At 70.7% G+C, this 20728-nt stretch carries 24 protein-coding genes and 1 pseudogene; 4 read left to right on the top strand and 21 right to left on the bottom strand.

The features are described 5' to 3' along the window. Positions 1–132 precede the first annotated feature (132 nt). From pyrH to ACIRPT_RS29665, 4 genes are all read right to left on the bottom strand, one after another. Entirely contained in the window at positions 133–903 is a 771-nt protein-coding gene (gene pyrH / locus ACIRPT_RS29650; RefSeq protein ID WP_403512735.1) for a UMP kinase, read from the bottom strand. 206 nt (positions 904–1109) lie between these two features. Further along, positions 1110–1946 (bottom strand): translation elongation factor Ts, encoded by an 837-nt coding sequence (gene tsf / locus ACIRPT_RS29655; protein WP_403512732.1) that lies wholly within the window; start codon positions 1944–1946, stop codon positions 1110–1112. Between the two features lie 108 nt (positions 1947–2054). Continuing rightward, positions 2055–2933: a 30S ribosomal protein S2 gene (gene rpsB, locus ACIRPT_RS29660; RefSeq protein WP_403832587.1), complete on the bottom strand. Its 879-nt coding sequence runs from the start codon at positions 2931–2933 to the stop codon at positions 2055–2057. Between the two features lie 327 nt (positions 2934–3260). Further along, a complete protein-coding gene (locus ACIRPT_RS29665; RefSeq protein WP_403832589.1) occupies positions 3261–3794 on the bottom strand; it encodes a hypothetical protein in 534 nt (177 codons plus the stop codon). A gap of 25 nt (positions 3795–3819) precedes the next feature. Here ACIRPT_RS29665 and ACIRPT_RS29670 point away from each other — a divergent pair, with 25 nt between their 5' ends. Then, on the top strand, positions 3820–4389 hold the full coding sequence (locus tag ACIRPT_RS29670) for a peptidoglycan DD-metalloendopeptidase family protein (protein WP_403832591.1): 570 nt from the start codon (positions 3820–3822) through the stop codon (positions 4387–4389). 340 nt (positions 4390–4729) lie between these two features. Here ACIRPT_RS29670 and ACIRPT_RS29675 read toward each other — a convergent pair whose 3' ends face one another. The 17 genes and pseudogenes from ACIRPT_RS29675 to ACIRPT_RS29755 all read right to left on the bottom strand — a co-directional run bounded on the left by ACIRPT_RS29675 (position 4730) and on the right by ACIRPT_RS29755 (position 18508). After that, positions 4730–5269: a TetR/AcrR family transcriptional regulator gene (locus tag ACIRPT_RS29675; RefSeq protein WP_403832767.1), complete on the bottom strand. Its 540-nt coding sequence runs from the start codon at positions 5267–5269 to the stop codon at positions 4730–4732. Positions 5270–5375: 106 nt separating this feature from the next. After that, a complete protein-coding gene (whiG, locus tag ACIRPT_RS29680; protein ID WP_362712685.1) occupies positions 5376–6212 on the bottom strand; it encodes an RNA polymerase sigma factor WhiG in 837 nt (278 codons plus the stop codon). Between the two features lie 362 nt (positions 6213–6574). After that, a complete protein-coding gene (gene dprA / locus ACIRPT_RS29685; protein WP_403832593.1) occupies positions 6575–7816 on the bottom strand; it encodes a DNA-processing protein DprA in 1242 nt (413 codons plus the stop codon). 395 nt (positions 7817–8211) lie between these two features. Further along, positions 8212–9840, bottom strand: a complete 1629-nt coding sequence (locus ACIRPT_RS29690; protein WP_403832595.1) for a YifB family Mg chelatase-like AAA ATPase — start codon at positions 9838–9840, stop codon at positions 8212–8214. Then, positions 9840–10193 (bottom strand): annotated as a pseudogene (locus ACIRPT_RS29695) (YraN family protein); the annotation flags it as partial. The gene ACIRPT_RS29690 and the pseudogene ACIRPT_RS29695, both read right to left, overlap by 1 nt. A 389-nt stretch (positions 10194–10582) precedes the next feature. Beyond that, positions 10583–10891, bottom strand: coding sequence for a DUF2469 domain-containing protein (locus tag ACIRPT_RS29700; protein ID WP_005311352.1), 309 nt, complete (start codon positions 10889–10891; stop codon positions 10583–10585). A gap of 38 nt (positions 10892–10929) precedes the next feature. Further along, positions 10930–11448 carry an NUDIX hydrolase gene (locus tag ACIRPT_RS29705; RefSeq protein ID WP_403832598.1) on the bottom strand — a complete coding sequence of 173 codons (519 nt, stop codon included), beginning with the start codon at positions 11446–11448 and terminating at the stop codon, positions 10930–10932. Next, positions 11441–12178, bottom strand: a complete 738-nt coding sequence (gene lepB / locus ACIRPT_RS29710) for a signal peptidase I (RefSeq protein ID WP_403832600.1) — start codon at positions 12176–12178, stop codon at positions 11441–11443. Before lepB (ACIRPT_RS29710) ends, ACIRPT_RS29705 begins: the two co-directional genes overlap by 8 nt. Positions 12179–12234: 56 nt before the next feature. Next, the gene (gene lepB / locus ACIRPT_RS29715) at positions 12235–13032 is read right to left on the bottom strand and encodes a signal peptidase I (RefSeq protein WP_403832770.1); all 798 of its coding nucleotides are present in this window, start codon (positions 13030–13032) and stop codon (positions 12235–12237) included. A 127-nt stretch (positions 13033–13159) separates the two neighbouring features. Then, positions 13160–14218: a signal peptidase I gene (gene lepB / locus ACIRPT_RS29720; protein ID WP_403832603.1), complete on the bottom strand. Its 1059-nt coding sequence runs from the start codon at positions 14216–14218 to the stop codon at positions 13160–13162. Further along, a complete protein-coding gene (gene lepB, locus ACIRPT_RS29725; protein ID WP_403832605.1) occupies positions 14211–14975 on the bottom strand; it encodes a signal peptidase I in 765 nt (254 codons plus the stop codon). The genes lepB (ACIRPT_RS29720) and lepB (ACIRPT_RS29725) overlap by 8 nt, the downstream gene beginning before the upstream one ends. A gap of 96 nt (positions 14976–15071) precedes the next feature. Next, entirely contained in the window at positions 15072–15419 is a 348-nt protein-coding gene (rplS, locus tag ACIRPT_RS29730) for a 50S ribosomal protein L19 (protein WP_018087148.1), read from the bottom strand. A 134-nt stretch (positions 15420–15553) separates the two neighbouring features. Next, entirely contained in the window at positions 15554–16363 is an 810-nt protein-coding gene (trmD, locus tag ACIRPT_RS29735) for a tRNA (guanosine(37)-N1)-methyltransferase TrmD (RefSeq protein WP_403512703.1), read from the bottom strand. Further along, positions 16363–16920, bottom strand: coding sequence for a ribosome maturation factor RimM (rimM, locus tag ACIRPT_RS29740; RefSeq protein ID WP_403512700.1), 558 nt, complete (start codon positions 16918–16920; stop codon positions 16363–16365). The genes trmD and rimM overlap by 1 nt, the downstream gene beginning before the upstream one ends. Before the next feature lie 159 nt (positions 16921–17079). Continuing rightward, positions 17080–17319 carry an RNA-binding protein gene (locus ACIRPT_RS29745; protein WP_030071708.1) on the bottom strand — a complete coding sequence of 80 codons (240 nt, stop codon included), beginning with the start codon at positions 17317–17319 and terminating at the stop codon, positions 17080–17082. 2 nt (positions 17320–17321) lie between these two features. After that, the gene (gene rpsP, locus ACIRPT_RS29750) at positions 17322–17762 is read right to left on the bottom strand and encodes a 30S ribosomal protein S16 (RefSeq protein WP_403832609.1); all 441 of its coding nucleotides are present in this window, start codon (positions 17760–17762) and stop codon (positions 17322–17324) included. Between the two features lie 155 nt (positions 17763–17917). Continuing rightward, positions 17918–18508, bottom strand: a complete 591-nt coding sequence (locus ACIRPT_RS29755) for a hypothetical protein (protein WP_400070021.1) — start codon at positions 18506–18508, stop codon at positions 17918–17920. A gap of 549 nt (positions 18509–19057) precedes the next feature. Between ACIRPT_RS29755 and ACIRPT_RS29760 the strand changes: the two genes are divergently transcribed. The 3 genes from ACIRPT_RS29760 to ACIRPT_RS29770 are packed head-to-tail and all read left to right on the top strand — an operon-like array spanning position 19058 to position 20726. Beyond that, entirely contained in the window at positions 19058–19960 is a 903-nt protein-coding gene (locus tag ACIRPT_RS29760) for a methyltransferase domain-containing protein (RefSeq protein ID WP_403832613.1), read from the top strand. Between the two features lie 26 nt (positions 19961–19986). Beyond that, a complete protein-coding gene (locus tag ACIRPT_RS29765; RefSeq protein ID WP_403832616.1) occupies positions 19987–20370 on the top strand; it encodes a transcriptional antiterminator in 384 nt (127 codons plus the stop codon). Further along, positions 20367–20726, top strand: coding sequence for a DUF2620 domain-containing protein (locus tag ACIRPT_RS29770; protein WP_403512689.1), 360 nt, complete (start codon positions 20367–20369; stop codon positions 20724–20726). The genes ACIRPT_RS29765 and ACIRPT_RS29770 overlap by 4 nt, the downstream gene beginning before the upstream one ends. Positions 20727–20728 lie beyond the last annotated feature (2 nt).

Genomic DNA, 20728 nt, shown 5'->3' on the forward strand with positions numbered 1-20728 from the left:
TGCCGCGCGTCTTCTCCTGCACGGTGTCCGACCGGCAGGCTGTTGTCCATCCCCGTACCGAGGTCTTCCCACGGCCGGGAGTTGCCGCCCCTACGGGAGGAAGCCCGTACGGAGTCTCGGCAGTTGGGGCCGTCAGGCCCGGGTGCCCTGATCGCTGACGAGCGTGCCGATCTTCTCACCCTTCACCGCGCGCGCGATATTGCCCTCGGCAAGCAGCTCGAAGACGAGGATCGGGAGCTTGTTGTCGCGGCACAGCGTGATGGCGGTGGCGTCGGCGACCTTCAGCTCGCGGGTGATGACCTCGCCGTATTCGAGCGCATCGAACTTGACCGCGTCGGGGTTCTTCTTGGGGTCGGAGTCGTAGACACCGTCCACGCCGTTCTTGCCCATCAGCATGGCCTCGGCGTCGATCTCCAGGGCCCGCTGGGCGGCGGTGGTGTCGGTGGAGAAGTACGGCATGCCCATACCGGCGCCGAAGATGACGACCCGGCCCTTCTCGAGGTGGCGCACCGCACGCAGCGGAATGTACGGCTCCGCGACCTGGCCCATGGTGATGGCGGTCTGGACGCGGGAGTCGATGCCCTCCTTCTCCAGGAAGTCCTGGAGGGCCAGGCAGTTCATGACCGTGCCGAGCATGCCCATGTAGTCGGAGCGGGCCCGGTCCATGCCGCGCTGCTGGAGTTCGGCGCCGCGGAAGAAGTTGCCGCCGCCGATCACGATGGCGATCTCATAGCCGTCGCGCACCACGGCGGCGATCTCGCGAGCCATGGCGTGCACCACATCGGGGTCGACGCCCAGCCCGCCGCCGCCGGCGAATGCCTCGCCCGACAGCTTCAGCAAAAACCGTCGCCTGCCGCCGTGGTCGGCCTTGTCTTTGTCCGCGCCGTCGGCACCGTGATTCATTGAGCTCTCCTCGTGCACATACGAAGAAGGCCATTGCCGTGGGTCTGGTCGAGATCCCTGTCCGGCAATGGCCTCCTCGTCACATCTGCGGCCGGCCGTTGAGCGGCCGACTGCGTACGACCCTAGCGGGGTCGCAGGTCATTCGCTGCCTTCGCGACGGGCTTGTGGCCTCAAGACCGTGGCCCGGCGGCGAGGCTTCGGGTTGCTCAGATGCCGACCTTGATGCGCTCGAAGCGCTTCAGGGTGACACCGGCCTCCTGCAGGACCTTCTCGACGGACTTCTTGTTGTCGAGCGCGTACGGCTGACCGAGCAGCGTCGCGTCCTTGAAGAAGCCGTTGACGCGACCCTCGACGATCTTGGGCAGCGCGGCCTCGGGCTTGCCCTCGGCGCGGGTGGTCTCCTCGGCGACGCGGCGCTCGGACTCGATGACCTCGGCCGGGACGTCCTCACGGGAGAGGTACTTGGGCGCGAAGGCAGCGATGTGCTGCGCGACGCCCTTGGCGACCTCGGCGTTCTCCTTGTCGAGCTCGACAAGGACACCGATCTGCGGCGGCAGGTCGGGCATCGTGCGGTGCATGTACGCCGTCACGAAGCCGCCGGAGAACTGCGCGAAGCGGTCCAGGACGATCTTCTCGCCGAGGTTGGCGTTGGCCTCGTCGACGTACGCCTGGACGGTCTTGCCGGCCTCGATCTCGGAGGCGAGCAGCGCCGCGATGTCGGCCGGGCTGGTGGCGGCAGCGTGGGCGACGAGAGCGTTCGCGACGGCCTGGAACTTCTCGCCCTTGGCGACGAAGTCCGTCTCGCACTTGAGCTCAAGGATGACGCCGGAGGTGTTGTCGTCGGCGATGAGGGAGACCACGGCGCCGTTCTCGGCGGAGCGGCCCTCGCGCTTGGCGACGCCCTTCTGGCCCTTGATACGCAGCGCCTCGACGGCCTTCTCGACGTTGCCCTCGGCCTCGTCCAGCGCCTTCTTGCAGTCCATCATGCCGGCGCCGGTGAGCTCGCGGAGCTTCTTGACGTCAGCGGCGGTGTAGTTCGCCATGGTCTGTGAATCTCTTCTCGAAATCTCGAAGTCGAAAGATCTACGGGTGGACGGCGGGGGCGGCGCTTGTGGCGCCGGCCCCCGCCGTCATCAACCGGATGCTGCGGGTCAGGCCTGCTCGGCCTCGTCGGCCGGCTTCTCGGCCTCGGCGGCCGGAGCCTCGGCCGCGGGGGCCTCGGCGGGCTTCTCGGCCTCGTCGGCCTTCTTCTCACCCTCGAGCAGGTCGCGCTCCCACTCGGCCAGCGGCTCGGCGGCAGCGGTCTTCTCGCCGGGCTTCTGGTCGCCGGTGGCGGCACCGGAACGGGCGATGAGGCCCTCGGCGACGGCGTCGGCGATCACGCGGGTGAGCAGGGTGACGGAGCGGATCGCGTCGTCGTTACCCGGGATCTTGTAGTCGACCTCGTCGGGGTCACAGTTGGTGTCGAGGATCGCGACGACCGGGATGTTGAGCTTGCGCGCCTCACCGACGGCGATGTGCTCCTTCTTGGTGTCCACGATCCAGACGGCGCTGGGCACCTTCTGCATCTCGCGGATACCGCCGAGGGTCTTCTCCAGCTTGGCCTTCTCGCGGGAGAGGACGAGGAGCTCCTTCTTGGTGAGACCGGAGGCGGCCACATCCTCGAAGTCGATCTGCTCGAGCTCCTTCAGGCGCTGCAGGCGCTTGTAGACGGTCGAGAAGTTGGTCAGCATGCCGCCGAGCCAGCGCTGGTTCACGTAGGGCATGCCCACGCGGGTCGCCTGCTCGGCAATGGCCTCCTGGGCCTGCTTCTTGGTACCGACGAACATCACGGAACCGCCGTGGGCGACGGTCTCCTTGACGAACTCGTAGGCGCGGTCGATGTACGACAGCGACTGGAGCAGGTCGATGATGTAGATGCCGTTGCGCTCGGTGAAGATGAAACGCTTCATCTTCGGGTTCCAGCGCCGGGTCTGGTGCCCGAAGTGGACGCCGCTCTCCAGCAGCTCCCGCATCGTGACGACGGCCATGGCCGTACTCCTCGTGTTTCTCGGTTCCACCGTGGCCGGTCGGCCGCGGTGCCTGACGCCCCGACGCGCCGGCCTGGGAATGAACCTTGCGGAACCTTCCGAGGACCGAGGGGCGCGGCCATCGCGCTGCCCGAAAGGGACTGCTGCACTGACGGCGGGGCGTGCGAAGTCGACCCGGTGACCCGGATCGCCACAAGAAGTGTACGGGACGGCCGATGTACTGGGCGACACGCACCTTTTCATGCCCCGTGCGGGTGACGACGTTGTCCACAATCGGCCGGTTATCCACAGATTCCGACCAAGATCCCCGCGCCTCGGCGGACTGCGTCACGGTCGGGACATGAAACGACTTTCCAGCTCGGGCACGGGCTTCCGCGGGATGACCGGATCGATGGCGCGCCGTCTGCACCGCCTGCACCTTCTGTGCCGCGTGCGCCGTGCGCCCCGCGTCGGGCAGGGCTGCCTCTTCCCTGTCGGGGTGGTGACCGGATTGGCGACCGGTTTCCTGTCCGTCGCAACTACTGCGGCGCTTTCCGCGACGCCGCTGACGACGGCGTACGCGGCGCCGAGCGTCGGCGTGGAGAGGGTCACGACCACACCCATGGCGGTCGCCGTGTCGGCGGCGGCAGGGGGCGACGCGGGGCGGACGGAGGCGGCGAAGCCGAGAGAGGGCCGGGCGCGGGGTGCGGCTTCGGCTTCGGCTTCGGCTTCGGCTTCGGCTTCGGCTTCGGCTTCGGCTTCGGCTTCGGCTTCGGCTTCGGCTTCGGCTTCGGCTTCGGCTTCGGCGGAGCGTGCCTGGCCGGTGGAGGGCCCGGCGGGTGTACGGCCCACGGTGTTGCGCGGCTGGGAGCCGCCGCCCACGCCCTGGGCCGCCGGGCACCGCGGAGTGGATCTGGCGGCTGCGGCCGGTGCGACGGTACGCGCGGCGGCACCCGGCCGGGTGGCTTTCGCCGGCACCGTCGCCGGGCGTGGCGTCCTCACCATCGAGCTGTTCCGCTCGGGCCACCCCCCGTTACGCACCACGTACGAACCGGTCCGCGCCACGGCGAAGAAGGGAGAACGCGTCCTGGCGGGCGAGCCCGTCGCCGTACTCCAACGGGGCCCGTTCCACTGCCGCGGCCCGTGCCTTCACTGGGGCCTGCGCCGCGGGAAGGCGTACCTGGACCCGCTCACGCTCCTACCTGCACCCATGCTCCACAGCGGACCCTCGCGCCTGCTGCCGGTGATCGGTATCCCCTTGCCACCGGGCCGGACGGACCCCGAGCGCCCGGTCCGCCCGATCCCTCACGAGACAGCTGCCGCACCTACCCGAACGGCGCTCGCAGCCGCTGCCGCACTGGCCGCCGCCGCGTTCTGGGCGCTGGGACGCCTCTCGCCGGGCCGGCGGGCCAGAGACGGCGAACGCCGTCCGGGGCGGTGGTGTCGCAGGGAAACCGGGCTGCCGGAGGGCGGGTGAGCCGGGGGCGCGACGAGCGTGCGAGGTGTAGACGCAGAAGTACGGAAGTACGGGGCCACGCCGGCGGCCCCGGAGCGGCCGTCTCACTGAGCCGCGGCTGCGGGCTGCGGGCTGCGGGCAGCGGGCAGCGGGCTGCGGGCAGCGGGCAGCGGGCTGCGGGCAGCGGGCAGCGGGCTGCGGGCAGCGGGCTGCGGGCTGCGGGCTGCGGGCTGCGGGCTGCGGGCTGCGGGCTGCGGGCTGCGGGCTGCGGGCTGCGGGCTGCGGGCTGCGGGCTGCGGGGCAACGAGCGTTGGGGGGTGTGGTGGGCGGGGGGGGCGGGGGGCCAGGGGGGAGGCCCCCGTCAGCCGCGTACTCCTCGCAGGACCATGCCCACTGCCGCCTCCGTGATCTCGTCCGGGTTCTCGGCCGCGCCGAGTTCGATGCGGCGGACCGCGGCGTCGACCACGCCCTGGAGGAGCATGGCGGCGAGTCGGGGCTGGTCGTGGCCGAGCGTGGCAAGGGCTTCGACGATCATGGCGATGAGTCCGCCGTGCGCCGCGCGGATCTTCTCACGCGCACCGGCGTCCAGTTCGCCGGCCGAGATGGCCACAACGGCACGGTGGCGCCGGTCGCCGACCAGAGCCAGCTGCCGGCGCACATACGCCTCGATCTTCGCCTCGGGCGTACCGGCACGCTCCATCGCCGCCTCGACCTCCGCGGCCCAGACAGGGAAGTCGACGGCGCACAGCTCTTCGACGACGGCCGCGCGGGAGCGGAAATACTCGTATACGGAGGAGCGCGCGAGCCCCGTGCGCTCGGCGAGGGCGGGGAAGGTCAGCGCTTCCGTTCCGCCTTCGGACAGCAGGGTGCGGGCAGCGTCCAGGAGGGCGCCGCGCTGCATCGTCCGGTGCTCGGCCACAGAGGCCGCTCGAATCCTTGGCACATCCCCACTCTACGGATGGCGCGCCCGTCTCGGCACTCCGCCTGTCGCCCCGGCGCCGGGAGTTTCACCGTCCGACGTCGGCCAGTTTGGCCCGGAGCTGCAGTACGGACTTGGTGTGGATCTGGCTCACCCGGCTCTCCGTGACTCCGAGGACATTGCCGATCTCGGCGAGCGTGAGGCCCTCGTAGTAGTAGAGGGTGACCACGGTCTTCTCGCGGTCGGGCAGGGTGTTGATGGCGCGCGCGAGCAGCCGCCGCAGTTCTCGGTCCTCGGCGATTTCAACGGGGTTCTCGGCGGCGGTGTCCTCCAGCGTGTCCATCAGGCTGAGGCGTTCGCCGCCCTCGCCGCCGACGTGCAGCAGCTCTTCCAGTGCCACGACATTGGCCAGGGACAGCTGGCTGAACACCCCGTGGAGTTCCTCCAGCGCGATGCCCATCTCGTCGGCAACCTCCGCCTCGGACGGGGTGCGGCGCAGCTGGGCCTCGAGGGTCGCGTACGCCCGTTCCACGGCTCGGGCCTTCTGCCGTACGGACCGTGGGATCCAGTCCAGCGCGCGCAGCTCGTCAATCATGGCGCCGCGGATGCGGGTGATCGCGTAGGTCTCGAACTTGATGGAGCGTTCCGGTTCGAATTTCTCGATGGCGTCGATCAGGCCGAAGACTCCGGAGGAGACGAAATCGGCCTGTTCGACGTTGGGAGGCAGTCCGACGCTGACGCGGCCGGCGACGTACTTGACCAGCGGGGAGTAGTGCAGGATCAGCTGCTCGCGCAACCGCCCGTCGCCCGATGCCTTGTAGGAGCGCCACAGCTCGTCGAGCGAGGAGGGCGCGGCGGGGCGCACGCTGCCGCGCGCGGCGGGTGGTACAGCCGCGCGGTCAGACCCGGAGGTGTGCTGGGGCATTCGTCGCCTTGAGCCGTTCTGCCGAGACGCTGGATGGGTGGACGGTTGAGGGGTGAAGTGCCTGTGAGCGTAGCGTGACCATAGCGTTGCGGTGCGCGAGGAAGGGAGGATCGGGCGTGCGCAGATACGTTCCGCTGCCCGCACCTCAGGGTTACCTCGTTCAGCGTGGCGGCACCGGGACCTGGCACCTGGCCCGGTCTCCCGAGGGGCCGGGCGGCTGGGCGCCGGGGCGCGGTGGGCGGCATCCCGTACGCCCGTTGCGCCGCAGCACCGCCTCCCGGCAGGTCGGCAACGCGCGCCGAAGCAAGGCAAACCTGGATTCTGCGGTCATTCCCCTCACCCTTTCACCCGTTCGCCCCAGGTCAAGTACCGCCTCGCCGGGAACCTACGGCGGTCTCGGCGCGTCGTACCAACTCCCAGCGACCACCGCACCTTTGAACGAATCCGAGCGACTGCAGCTCGACGAGTTTGCTCTGCGCGGTATCGCGGGTCGTGCCCGACTCCCTGGCCAGGTGGGCGGCATCCACCCCGCCGCGGGCGGGCAGGGCCTCCAGCACGCGGGCCGCGGTGGGGTCCAGGAGGTCGCGGGCGAGGGTCGGCCCCTGACGATGGGGGCCGAGGTCGCCGATGCTGCCGACGAGTTCGACGACCTCATCGGCGTCGGTGACCAGCACCGCCTCACCGCGCAGGAGTTGGTGCACACCCGCCGACAGGCCGCTGGTGACGGGTCCCGGCATGCCCATCGTGAACCGCCCCAGGGCCAGCGCTCGCCGGGCGGTGACGAGAGAGCCGCTGCGGAGTTCGGCCTCCACGACAACGGATCCGCGGGTGAGCGCGGCAATGACGCGGTTGCGCTGGATGAAGCGGCTGCGGGTGGGATGGGCACCGGGAGGTAACTCCGCGACCAGCAAACCTTGTTCGCCGATCCGGCCCAGCAATTCGGTGTGTCCGCGCGGGTAGGCGTAGTCGACGCCGGACGCCAGTACGGCCAGGGTCGCGCCGTCCGCGGCCAGCGCGCCTCGGTGGGCCGCGCCATCGATGCCGTACGCGGCTCCGGAAACGACCGTCCAGCCGCGTTCGGCCAGGCCGGCGCCGAGGGTGGCGGCGAGGTGGGCGCCGTATTCGGTGCAGGCTCGCGCGCCGACGACGGCGACCGAGCGCAGCGCCCAGAACCGGAGGTTCGCCCGACCGCTTACCCACAGGCCGATGGGGCGGCCGTCGCCGAGGTCGTCCAGCTGGCCGGGCCATTCCTTGTCGCCGGGGATGATGAAGCGGCCGCCGAGGGCGGTGACGGCGGCCAGGTCCGCGGCGGGGTCGGTACGCGCCGCGCGCAGCTTCAGGCCCGCGATCTTGTCGGCGTTCGCGCCTCCGGGCGGATCGGCGTCGCCGGACAGCGCGCGCCACAGGGCTTCCGGACCCAGTTCGCGGAGCCAGCGACCAGCGGTTTCGTCGCCCGGCTCAAGGATGCGGGTGAGCGCCGCGCGCGCCGTGCGCCGGGGCTCGTATGTGTCGGCATGCGCCGGCTGCGGGTCGGCGGCTCCGCCGCCTGGTGTGGTGTTGGCTGCTTCGTGGGTGCCGAATCCCCATGCGTCCATAGCGTTCATCACGTCTCCTGTTCGTCCGGGGCCGCGTGGTCACACGGCCCGAGTGGTGGTCCGAAAGTGGCCGGCGTGGTGGGCCGGGCGGGTGCGAGCCGCAGGACCGCCGTCCTTCGGGTGGACCGGCGCTTCACGGGCCACCCGTTCCCCCGGGGGGCCTTCCCCCTCCCCCGCCCCACCCACCCCCGTATTCGCAGCAGCTCATGGATCAGCTCAGGCATGACCGCCTCATGGCCCCACCCTCATGACCCCGCCCTCATGGCCCCGTCGGGCTCTCATGGCCCGCCGGCTCCCTGCGCCCCACCCCCGCGCGCGGGCACCCACCCGCCATCGACACCAGCACCAGCACCAGCACCAGCACCAGCACCAGCACCAATCAACGGGGCGGGTGTCGCGCGGCGTCAGGGCATCGCCGGCGCGGGTGCCGTCACCGGCACCGCACTGCCGCGGCGTACACCCGTGCGGAGTTCCAGAGCCCAGTTGACGTCCTCCCTCGTGGGCCGGTCGTGGCCGGAGAGGTCGGCGGCCGTCCAGGCGACACGCAGGACGCGGTCCAGGCCACGGGCAGTCAGAAGACCGCATTCCAGGTCGCGTTCGGCCTGGGCCAGGGCTCCGGGGTCAACCTGCCAACGGGTTCTCAGCTCATGCCCTGGTACTTCGCTGTTGGTGTTCCAGGGAGTGCCGGCGAAGCGGGCGGCGGCACGTTCGCGGGCGGACCGTACGCGTTCGGCGACCGCGGCGGTGGATTCGGCACCGCGGCCGAGTGCGACCAGCTCTGCGCGGGCGACCGGTTCCACGGCGATCCGCAGGTCGATGCGGTCCATCAGTGGCCCGGACAGCCTGGCCTGGTAGCGGCGGATCGAGGAGGGGCGGCATTCGCAGCCGCCTCCGGTGGTGCCGTGTCTGCCGCAGGGGCACGGGTTCGCCGCAAGTGCCAGGAGGAAGCGGGCGGGCATGCGCATCATGCCGGCGGACCGGGCGACGACCACATGGCCCGACTCCAAAGGCTGACGCAGGGCGTCCAGCACTCGGGCGCTGCACTCGGCCGCCTCGTCCACGAACAACACCCCGTGGTGGGCGAGGGATACGGCTCCGGGGCGTGGCAGTCCCGTGCCACCACCGACGAGGGATGCCATCGTCGCGGAGTGGTGCGGGGCGCAATAGGGCGGCCGGTCGACGAGCGGTTGCCCCGGTGGGAGAGTGCCGGCTACCGAGTGGACGGCGGTGACCTCCAGGGATTCCTTGGGTGACAGGGGCGGCAGCAGGCCGGGGAGGCGTTCGGCGAGCATGGTCTTGCCGGCTCCGGGCGGGCCTTTGAAGAAGATGTGGTGGCGTCCCGCCGCGGCCACTTCCAGGGCGCGCCGGGCATTGTGCTGGCCCGCGACGTCCGCCAGGTCGAGCGCGCGGTCTGCGGGTGGCAGGCCGGCGCAGACGCCCGTGCCGGGAACGACGAGGCCGGACAGGAGTGGATCGGGCCGGCCTTCGGCGGGGGTGTCCTCGTCCTCGTCGGGCACCGGTTCGTCGGTGAGGATGGCGATGAGCTGGCGCAGGCTGCGGACGCCGAGGACCGAGATGCCGGGGACGAGTGCGGCTTCGGCGGCGGTGCGCTCCGGCACCACTACCTGGCGGTATCCGGCGTCAGCCGCGGCCAGTACGGCGGGCAGGACGCCGCGTACGGGACGGACGCGGCCGTCCAGGCCCAGTTCGCCGATCATCATCAGATCGGTGAGCTCACGGGGGTCGAGCCGTTCGGCGGCGCCGAGGACCGCGCAGGCCACGGCGAGGTCGAAGCCGCTGCCGCTTTTGGGCACGGATGCCGGGCTGAGGCCTACGGTGAGTTTCTTCTGGGGCCACTCGGCTCCGGAATTCACGACCGCGGCGCGCACCCGGTCCTTGGACTCGACCAGGCTCTTGTCGGGCAGCCCGACCAGGGTGAAGGCCGCGACGCCGGGCTCCAGGTCGGCCTGGACCTCGACGGCGACGCCTTCGACGCCGACCAGAGCGACGGAGCAGGTGCGGGCGAATCCCATCACGCCACCCCTCGTACGTGTTCGACCACGGGGGCGCCGCGGGCCGGGAGGAGCACGCCGATGACGTCGATGCGTACGCCGCCGGGTGGCGGGCCGCCGTGCCGCTCCAGCCAGCGCTCGGCCAGCCGCCGCAGCCGCTCGGTCTTTTCGGGGCGTACGGCCGCCATGGGGTGTTCGTACACGGCGGCGCGGCGGGCTTTGACCTCGCAGACGACCAGGGCGTCGCCGTCGGCCGCCACGATGTCGATCTCGCCCTCCCGGCACCGCCAGTTACGGTCCAGGATGCGCATCCCGGCTTCGATGAGCCGTCGGGCGGCAAGGTCCTCGCCGTAGCGTCCGAGTGCCCGCCGGGAGCCGGACGCAGTGGTGGAGGGACCCGACGCAGGGGTCGAAGGACCGGACGTGGGGGCCGAGGGAAGGGGAAGAGGAGGGGGCGAGGCAGACGCCGTGGCCCTGGAAGACGGGGAAGCGGCCGCCGCGGTCGCAGTCGCGGCCCTCCGGCGCGTTGCCGCCCCGCTTCCCCGCCTCCGGCGTCCCGCGCGCCCCGTGCTGCCCGCGGTCCCTGTGATCCGTCGTGTGTTCCCGGCCCCGTGGCCGGTCTGCGTGGCGTTCATTCGGCACCACCTCCGGCACCGACTGTGACGCGTCCGCACAGATGTATTGGATCTTGGTGGATAACGGGTCAGCTGTGGATAACTCTGTCACCCGCAGGGGGCACCGACCGCTCCGACCGCTCCCGTCGTCAGCTTCCCGGCAGCTCGAGATCGCTCTTGTTGAGCTCCTCGATGTTCACGTCCTTGAATGTGAGTACGCGTACCTGCTTGACGAACCGGGCCGGGCGGTACATGTCCCAGACCCAGGCATCGGCCATGGAGACCTCGAAGAAGACCTCGCCCTGAACCGAGTGCACCTGCATCTCGTAGTCGTTGGTGAGGTAGAAACGACGCTCGGTCTCGATCACATATTTGAACAGGCCGACGACGTCGCGGTACTCCCGGTAGAGCTTCAGCTCCATCTCGGTCTCGTACTTCTCGAGGTCCTCGGCGCTCATGGCAGATCCCCTTCAGCCGTGCGTTCCCCCATTGTGCGTCAGACCCTCTCGGTCTCCAGGGTCACCGGCGCACTCGGGGGCCCTTCGTCGAGCAGTGTGCGCAGCAGCTCGGCGAGTCTGGTCGGATACACCGTCTCATGCGACGCAGACAGTTCCTCCGCCGTCCACCACCTCAGTCCCGAGACACTGCGTCGCTCCAGGTCAGTCTGCCCGCCCATGTCGGTGACAGTCCGGTCCGTACGTCCCAGGTAATACCACTCGTCCTGGTCCCAGTGCCGCCCGGCGAAGGGAAAGGAGCAGCGGCGTTTCCACAGGACGGGGCCGAGGACCGCGTCGGTGATGCCGGTCTCCTCGGCGAGTTCGCGGCGGGCGGCCTCTTCGTGGGTCTCGGTGCCTTCCAGGCCGCCTCCGGGGGTGAACCACCAGGTGTCGGAGGGGTCGTCCGGTTCGAAGCCGTGCAGCAGCAGAATCCGGTCGTCGGGGTCGAGCAGCACGATGCGGGAGACCTGGCGGACCGCGGCCGCGTCGTCGGGCGCGGCGGCCGCGGGCTCAGTCATGGGTGCGGGCCTTGCGGGCCGAACGCCGGGCGATGGGGCCGTAGGCGGCGCCGCCGAGGATGAGGACCGTGCCGGCGAGGACGGCGAGGGCGATGGGCTGGACGGGGCCGGGCTGCGAGGTGCCGCCGGGGAGCGCGGAGAAGCTGCTGGGGCGCTGCATCACACCGATGCTGCCGAGCGGCCAGGCACGGGCGTCGACGCGGGCCTCGACGGCGCCGCGCGGTATGGAGCCCTGGTCGCCGTCGCTGAGGTGGACGCGGGAGTCGAGGGAGTCGCTGCGGTGGTCGCCGAGGAGGAAGAGCTGGCCGTTGGGGACCTTGGCCTTGAAGCCGATGGGTGAGGCGGGTCCGTTGCCCTGCAGATACGGTTCCTCAACGGGCTTGCCGTCGATGGTGAGCTTGCCCTGCTCGGTGCAGCAGGCGACCTTGTCGCCGCCGACGCCGACGACGCGCTTGACCATCGTCTCACCGCCCCAGGCCTTGTCCTTGAAGACGACGATGTCGCCGCGGCGTATCTCGGCGCCGTCCACCTTCTCGGCCAGGACGCGGGCCCCGACGGCGATCGTCGGCGACATCGAATCGGTCGGCACCGTATAGGGACGGTAGATCAGCGCCGCCCATACGAAGCCGCCCAGGAACAGCACACAGCCGACGGCCACGGCCAGACCGGACAGCACACTGCCCGTGGTCCGGCCGCGGCCGTCGGTCCTGCGTTGCGTACTGCTGCTCATCCCAGCACTCCCACCCTGCGGGCGGGCGCCCGCGTTCGAAGATCTGGGACGGCACCCTACCTGGGGTAACGGACCTTGGTCAGCACCTGGGTGCGCTCCCTGGTCAGCCTCCGTCGGCGCCAGATCACCAGCGGCACCGCACCGGCGAGACCCAGCGTGGCCGGGGCCGCGGCCACGGCCTTGTTGATCCCGGGCTGGTCGAAGGTGTCGGGCACCGGAAGCGTGGCCCAGCGGTCGATGGGCCAGGCGATGGTGAAGGCGCGGCCGACGACCTCGTCGACCGAGACCGTGCCGTTGCCCTTGAGGTTCTGGTGGTAGCGGGAGTCGAGGGAGTCGTCGCGGTGGTCGCCCATGACCCAGATGCGGTCCTTGGGGACCTTGATCGGGCCGAACGGGCGGTCGCCGCAGGGGGTGGCACCGGGGAAGACGTACGAGTCCTCCTTGAGCGCCTTGCCGTTGACCTTCACAGGACCGGTGCCGTGGCACTCGACGGTGTCGCCGCCGACCGCGATGACCCGCTTGATCAGGTCCTTTTCCTCGGCGGACGGCATCAGGCCGATGAAGCTGAGGACTTTCTGGACGGGGTTGGGCTCGGGGGTGGGAGCTTCGTTGAGCCAGCCGCCCGGGTCGTGGAAGACGACGACCTCGCCGCGCTGCGGCTTCGACCCGAACCACGGTGTCAGCTTGTCGACCAGCACCCGGTCCCCGCGCTGCAGGGTGTCCTGCATGGAGTCGGAGGGGATGGAGAACGCCTGCACCAGGAAGGTCTTGATCAGCAGCGCGAGGAGCAGGGCGATACCGATGAGGATCGGCAGCTCCTTCCAGAAGGCCCGTGGCTTCTTGGCCTTCGTCACCCTGCCGTCCTCCTTCTCGTCCTCCGCCTCGAACGGCTCGGCCTTGCCCAGGGAGACGGACGCGCCGGTCCCTGCTGACCCCTGTGACTGTGGCTGATGCACGGACCTTGTCGCCTGGCGCGGGGGTTCACCCCGTCCCGCCGGCTCTTCGGGCTCTTCGGTTCCGGACCGCGCGCCGACCGCCAAGTCCCCCACATCTGCTCCTCACTCCGCGCATTCGCCCGCCCGTCAACCGGTGCAGGCCCACCACTCCCATAACGAGCGGGAGTTCCGCAGGGGTCGGGAGTACAGCCAAACTCTCGGGAGACAGCCTATGCGGCGGGTCCGCGGCCGCAGCCTTCGCGCCCGGCGCGTCGTGCACCGTCCTGAAGGTGTCGGGCTCTTCCAGGCTCCGCCAGTGGCTGAACGGCCAGCCGATCCATTCGGCCTCGCCCACGACGTTGTCCTCCGAGACCGTGCCACGGTACGGCTCGTCGAGGTGGAAGCGCGAATCCGCGGAATCGGAGCGGTGGTCACCCATGACGAAGATCCGTCCGGTGGGGACGGTGACGGTGAATTTCAGCGTGGAGGGCGGGTTGCCGCGGTGGACGTACCGCTCGGTCAGCGGGGTGCCGTTGACGGTGATGCGGCCCTGTTTGTCGCAGCACTTCACCGTGTCGCCGCCAACCCCGACCACCCGCTTGATCAGGTCTTTTTCGTCGGCGGAGGGCAGCAGCCCGATGAAGGTCATGAGGTCCTTGAACTGCTTGACGCCCACCGGCGGGTCGTCGCCGATGCGGCTCTTCTCGTCCGGGGGCAGCCAGCCTCCGGGGTCCTTGAAGACGACGACGTCGCCGCGTTCGGGCTTGGCGCCGAACCACGGGGTGAGCTTGTCGACCAGCACCCGGTCGCCGATCTTGATCGTGTTCTCCATGGAGCCCGACGGGATCACGAACGCCTGGACCAGGAAGGTCTTCAGTACGAGGGCGATGGCCAGCGCCACGCCGATGAGGATGGGGATTTCCTTGAGGTAGGAACGCTGGCGGCGGCGCTTGATGCGCTTGGCCTGGCGGCGGCGCTCGGCCCGTCCGCCGGTCCGGGGGGCGCTCCCGCCGGGCTCGTCGACGACGCCCGCGCCGGTGCCCGTCTCGGGGCCGTCCGGCGTGGCGTTCTGGTGCCCGTGGCGGGGCTTGCCGCGGTTACCCATGGGGGCCTGCCGGGGCGGGTATGCCGCCGAAGGAGCGCGGGGCGTCGAGGGTGGTCCAGCGGCCGATGGGCCAGCTGATCCAGTCGGCGCGGCCGATCACCTTGTCGACGGGTACGGTGCCGCCGCCGGCCTCGCCGAGGTGGTCGCGGGAATCGCTGGATCTCGAGCGGTGGTCGCCCATCACCCACAGCTTCCCTTCCGGCACCACGATGTCGAAGTCCACCGAGGACGGCGCGTCCCCCGGATGGAGATAGCCCTCACTGACGGGCTTGCCGTTCACTTTGATCCGCCCCCGTTTGTCACAGCAGGTCACATGGTCACCGCCGACCCCGATCACCCGTTTGACGTAGTCGGTGTCCGCGGGCCGGGCCAGTCCCAGCGCCGCGCCGGCGCCGCGGAGCAGCGCCGTGCCGGGATTCTCCCCCCCGTTGCTGTGAACGAAAGAACCCGTGCCGTCGAATACCACGACATCGCCCCTTTCCGGCTCGCCGCCGAAGCGGTACGCCAGCTTGTTGACCAGCACCCGGTCCCCGATCCGCAGGGTGTTCTCCATGGAGGAGCTGGGGATCAGAAACGGCTGCACGACGAACGTGCCGATGAGGAAAAGGAAAGCCAGGCAGCAGGCGAAGAGGGTGAGCGGCCGGTAGCGGAGGCCGGCCGCCCGGGCGAGAAAACGCGCGGAGCGCGACCGCTGCTCCGGCCCCTGGTCGGGGGTGGGAGAGGGGTCGCGCTCCGAGAGCTGTGCGTCGGTGTCCATCGGGCCCTGAGCCTATCCGGCCGGGTCCGGACGCCGTACGTGAGCTTGGTCGAGCGTTGCTCCGGCGCAAAAAATCGCGGTCCGGTGCGGCTGCGCTCAGTTGTCGCGCTTCTCCTTGATCTTCGCGGCCTTGCCGCGGAGCTCACGGAGGAAGTACAGCTTGGCGCGACGGACGTCACCGCGGGTCACGACCTCGATCTTCTCGACGATCGGGGTGTGCACGGGGAAGGTGCGCTCGACGCCGACCGAGAAGCTGACCTTGCGGACCGTGAAGGTCTCGCGCACGCCGGCGCCCTGACGGCGGATGACAACGCCCTTGAACTGCTGCACACGGGAGCGGTTGCCCTCGATGACGCGGACGTGGACGTTGACGGTGTCACCCGGGCGGAAGGCCGGGATGTCGCTGCGCTTCGACGCGGCGTCGACGGAGTCGAGAAGGTGCATGACCTACTGCTTTCTTCGCTGATGCCACAGGTCATCAGCGGGATATCGGAAAGGGATGTTCTGGTTGCCGTTCCGTCGGGCGGGCGTCGTTCCCCCTGTGGCAGGGGCGCGCGCCGGACGCACACAGCAGCGGCCTATTCTTCCACGGCCTCACTCGTGCGCCCAAATCGGCCATCCGTTGCCGGTGCCCAGCCCAGCGCGGCGAGGATTTCGCGGTCCTTTTTGTCGAAGGCGGCGGGGTCGGCGCGCTCGATCAGGTCAGGCCGGTTCAGGTCGGTGCGGCGGAAGGCCTCGTCGCGGCGCCAGCGGGCGATCTTGCCGTGGTGGCCGCTGACGAGGACGTCGGGGATGGTGCGGCCGCGCCACTCGGGGGGCTTGGTGTAGACGGGCCCCTCCAGGAGGTCGGCCATCGCACCGGGTGCGAAGGAGTCGTCCTGGTGGGAGGCGGCGTTGCCGAGGACGCCGGGCAGCAGCCGGGCGATGGCCTCGACCATGACGAGCACCGGGGCCTCGCCGCCGGCCAGGACGTAGTCGCCGATGGAGACCTCGCGGACGTCCAGGCGGTCGCCGTACTCCTCGATGACGCGGCGGTCGATGCCTTCGTAGCGGGCCGGGGTGAACACCAGCCAGGGCGCTTCGGAGAGTTCGACGGCGAGCTGCTGGGTGAAGGGCACACCGCTGGGCGTGGGGACGACCATGATGGGCTGTCCGTCACCGGAGGCGAGGATCTCGTCCAGCGCCTCGCCCCAGGGGTCGGGCTTCATGACCATGCCGGGGCCGCCGCCGTAGGGGGTGTCATCGACGGTGTTGTGCTTGTCGTGCGCCCATTCCCGCAGGTCGTGGATGCGTACATCGAGTTGGCCGCGGGCGCGGGCCTTGCCGACGAGGGAGACGTTCAGCGGCTCGAGGTATTCGGGGAAGATCGTGACGACGTCGAGCCGCATCAGCTGTCCTCGTCGGTGGTGGCGCGGCCGGTGGCAATCTCTGCCTGGCTGTCATCGAGGAGGCCGGGCGGCGGGTCGATGACCGCGCGCTGCTCCTCCAGGTCGATCTCCGGGACGATCTCGGCGACGAACGGGATCAGGACCTCGCCGCCGTCGGGCTTCCTGACGACCAGCAGGTCCTGGTAGGGCAGGTGGGAGACCTCGGCGATCCGGCCGACGGCGGTGCCGTCGAGGGTGACGACATCGAGGTCAATCAGCTGGTGGTCGTAGAACTCCTCGGGGTCCTCGGGGACCTCTTCGGGGTCGACCTCGGCGATCAGCAGGGTGTTGCGCAGCGCTTCGGCGGCCGTACGGTCACCGACGCCCTCGAAGCGCAGCAGCAGACGGCCGCTGTGGACCCGGCCGGTGGCGATGGTCAGCGGTCCGACGGAGGACGGATCGGTGGCGAGGACGGCCCCGGGGGCGAGCCGCAGTTCGGGCTCGTCGGTGCGCACCTCTACGGTGACCTCGCCCTTGATGCCGTGGGCGCGACCGATGCGGGCGACTACCAGTTGCACTGCTGCTCCTTGCGGCTGGACCGTCCCGCTTTCGCGGAGGTGGTCGTTCGCCGTCGTGGTTCCTCTATTGATGGTCGCGGTCCAAGGAGACCGCCTCAAACGGGCTCGGGCCGGGGACGGCCCGAAGGCCCTCCCCGGCCCGAGCCGGTGTTCAACTTGTCAGCGGACGTCGTCCACGTCGACCAGGTCGACGCGGATACCCCGGCCGCCGATGGCGCCCACGACGGTCCGGAGGGCGCGGGCGGTACGGCCGTTGCGGCCGATCACCTTGCCGAGGTCGTCGGGGTGGACCCGGACCTCGAGAACGCGCCCGCGGCGCAGGGTGCGCGAGGCTACCTGCACGTCATCGGGGTTGTCGACGATGCCCTTGACGAGGTGCTCGAGGGCTTCCTCGAGCATGCTCAGGCCTCGGTCGACTCGGAGGTGGACTCGGCAGCAGCCTCGTCCGCCTTCTTGTCGGCCTTCTTCGCCTTCGGGGTGATGGCCTCACCCTTCGGCTCGTCGCCGGAAGCCTTGGCGGCGGCCTCGAAGAGGGCGCGCTTGTCGGCCTTGGGCTCGGCAACCTTCATCGGCGCCGGGGCCGGCAGACCCTTGAACTTCTGCCAGTCGCCGGTGACCTTGAGGATGGCCAGAACGGGCTCGGTCGGCTGCGCGCCGACGCTCAGCCAGTACTGGGCACGCTCGGAGTCGACCTCGATGCGCGAGGGGTTCTGCACCGGGTGGTACAGACCGATCTCCTCGATGGCCCGGCCGTCACGGCGGGTACGGGAGTCGGCGATGACGATGCGGTAGTGAGGCGAACGGATCTTGCCCAGACGCTTCAGCTTGATCTTGACTGCCACGGGAGTGGTGTCTCCTGGTCTTGACGTGGGTGGGCACAACGAGATGCCACGTGGGGTTGCGGTACTCGGATGCCCGATGGACGCGTCAGCCGGAGGAGAGAGGGGTCCTGTGCGACTGTCGAGTACAGCTGGCCATTGTGCCACACGCGCTGCGGTCAGCCGACCGCGGCCACTTCGGGGATACGGAAGGGCTTGCCGCAGCCGCCGCAGACGATCGGGGCCTGGGCCAGCACGGACGGTACGACGCGGACATTGCGCCCGCAGTCGCAGACGGCCTTGACACGGACGCCGCCTCCGGAGGAGCCGTGCCGGGCGGCCGGGCCGCGGAAGCTGCGGGCGGTGTCGGTGGCGGTGGCGACGGTGTGTGCCTTGAGGGCCCTGGCGAGGCGCTCGATGGTGGGGCGGTAGCGCCTTCTGGCTTCGGGGTTGAGCGTGACCAGGGAGAAGCCGCTGCTGGGATGCGGTTCGTCGACGTGGTCCAGGCCCAGCTCCTCGGCGATCGCCAGGAACCGGCGGTTGTGGTAGCGGCCTGCCCGGGAGGTGTCGCGGACGCCGCGGGCGGCGGCGATGCCGTGGACGGCCTCATGGAGCAGCCGTTCGAAGGAGAGCTCGGCGCCACAGGCGGACGAGGACTCTCCGATCAGGGACTCGGGCGCGGCCAGGTCCGGCAGCTCGGGGTGGTGCCGTTGAATATCGGCCCACGCGAGCGCCAGCTCGGCGGCGAGAACAGGCGGTGTCGTGCTCACGTCGTGACAACGAGCCGAGGTCGCCCAGTGTTCCGATTCCGGGGCATCTCAAATAATTTGCACGTACCAGTCAGTTTCTGGTCATGGGCCGTGCCGGGGGCGGGGTGCATCGATCTCCGCCGGTATCCGCCGATCTTGGCTGATCTCCGACGATCTCCGATGATTCCGCGTCGAAGGCGTGCAGTGGCCCGCAAGCCGGGGCGTACCCCCGCGTACACCGCACGGCGTAATGCGCGCGCCCACCGGGGCGGTGGTGCCGGCCGCGATGTCAGGGCCCACCGTAGGGGCACGGGCCGCCGGCCGCCGAACCGGGAGGGCGGCGCTCGGCGGGCGCCGGCGTGGCGGATCGGCGCGTGCCGGGGCAGGCTGGAACGGCGCTCAAGGCCGTGGGCCCGGCGCATATGGGGGCGCGCGGGAGACAACCCCGGCGCACCCCCTGGACGCCCGGACGGATGCGCAGTTGTCTGGATTGCGGGGGCGCACAACGCTCGGACACGGGGGCGATCGGCACTGAACAGCTTCGGTTCTCGGCGAATAGGGGCCCTTTCGATGTCACCCACGCTCGTGCGGCACCAGCTTCCGGCCTCCGCATCCCTGCCCGGTGGAGGCCTGCCCGGTGGCGGTCTGCCCGGAGGCCTGCCCGGTGAGGGCCTGCCCGATCCGGTCGGCCCGCGGGCGCGGGCCCGTGACTGGGCCGAGATCCAGGAGCGGATGCTGGTGCCGCTTTACGAGGCGGCGTACGACCGGCTGGGGATCGGCGCCGGCACCCGGCTGCTGGGGCTCGGCTGCGGTGCAGGGCTGGCGCTGCTGCTGGCGGCGGCGCGGGGCGCGCAGGTCAGCGGGGTGGACGAGGACGAGTCGCGGCTGGAGCTGGCGCGCGAGCGGCTCTCGCCGGAGGGCGGTCCACAGGCGGCGACGCTGGTCAGCGGTGCGCCACCGGCGGCGTCCGGGCGGGCGCCGTTCAATGTGATCACCGCGTTCCATCCGTCGGGCTGTGTGAGCACCGCCGAGGGGCTGACGGCGTCGCTGGCCGCGGCGGCCTCGCTGGCGGAGCGGGGCAGCGCGGTGGTGCTGGGCGGCTGGGGTCCGGTGGAGCGGTGTGCCACGGCGGGGGTGCTGCGGGTGGCGCGGCGGCTGGCCGATCCTCCGGGCTGCGACGTCGGCACCACCGGATGGCGGCCCAGCGGGCGGGACGATCTGGAGGACCTGGCGGACCGGGCGGGGCTGGTGATCGACGGTTCGGGGCGGGTGGCCTGCCCGTTCGGCTACGCGGATCCGGCCAGCGCGGTGCGCGGGCTGCTGTCGACGGGGGTGTTCGACGCGGCGCTGGAAGTGACCGAGCGGCGGCAGGTGGAGAAGGAGCTCGGCGAGGCGCTGCATCCGTATCAGCGGGCGGACGGGACGGTCTGGATGCCGAATGTGTTCCGGTATCTGATCGCGCGGACGCGGTAGCGGGCGGGAAGAGGGGACGGCCGTCGATGGAGGCCCGGCTCGCCCGCCGTATCCGGGTGTTCCGTGACAGCGGTCAGGTGCGCCCGGAGGTCGCCGCGTTCGTGGCGGCCGAGCTGGTGGCGCTGGCGGGTGAGGGGCGCCGGGTCACGGAGGACAGCGCGGGGATGCTGACCAGTCATCTGCTGATGGCGCTGACCCGGCTGCTGGACGGGGCGCCCGCCGCGGAGTGTCCTGCGGCGGTGGCCGCGGAGCTGGGGGACCATCCAGAGGCACTCGCCCGCGCGCGTGCCGTGGCCGTACGGGCGGGCCGTGAGCTGGGTGCCCGGCTGCCCGATTCGGAGATCCGTTTCCTGGCCCTGCACCTGGCAGTGCTGCATGCGGGCCCCTCGCTGCGAAGGGATGCATCATGACGAAGATCCTCACCGGTGGCGTCGGCAAGTCCGAGGTGGCGAGCGCGGTGACGGGGCTGCGGCTGCCGGGCGTCGAGGTCGTCGTCAGCAATGACATGGATGCGGCGATGCAGCTGCGGGCCGGGCGGGCGGATTACTTCCTGGGGACCTGTCACACCGGGGCGGGCGCCTCGCTGGGAGTGCTGGTCGGCCTGATGGGGGCCGCCGCGTGCCACACCTTCGGCCGGTCGGTGCCCACCGCGGAGCAGATCGAGGCGCTGCTGGGCGAGGGCAAGACGGTCTTCGGGTTCGCCCTCGACCGGATCGAGGCGGTCGCGCCGGCGCTCGCGCAGGCCATCGCGGTCCGTACGGCCTGACC

The organism is Streptomyces sp. NPDC101227 (assembly GCF_044767545.1).
Taxonomy (GTDB): domain Bacteria; phylum Actinomycetota; class Actinomycetes; order Streptomycetales; family Streptomycetaceae; genus Streptomyces.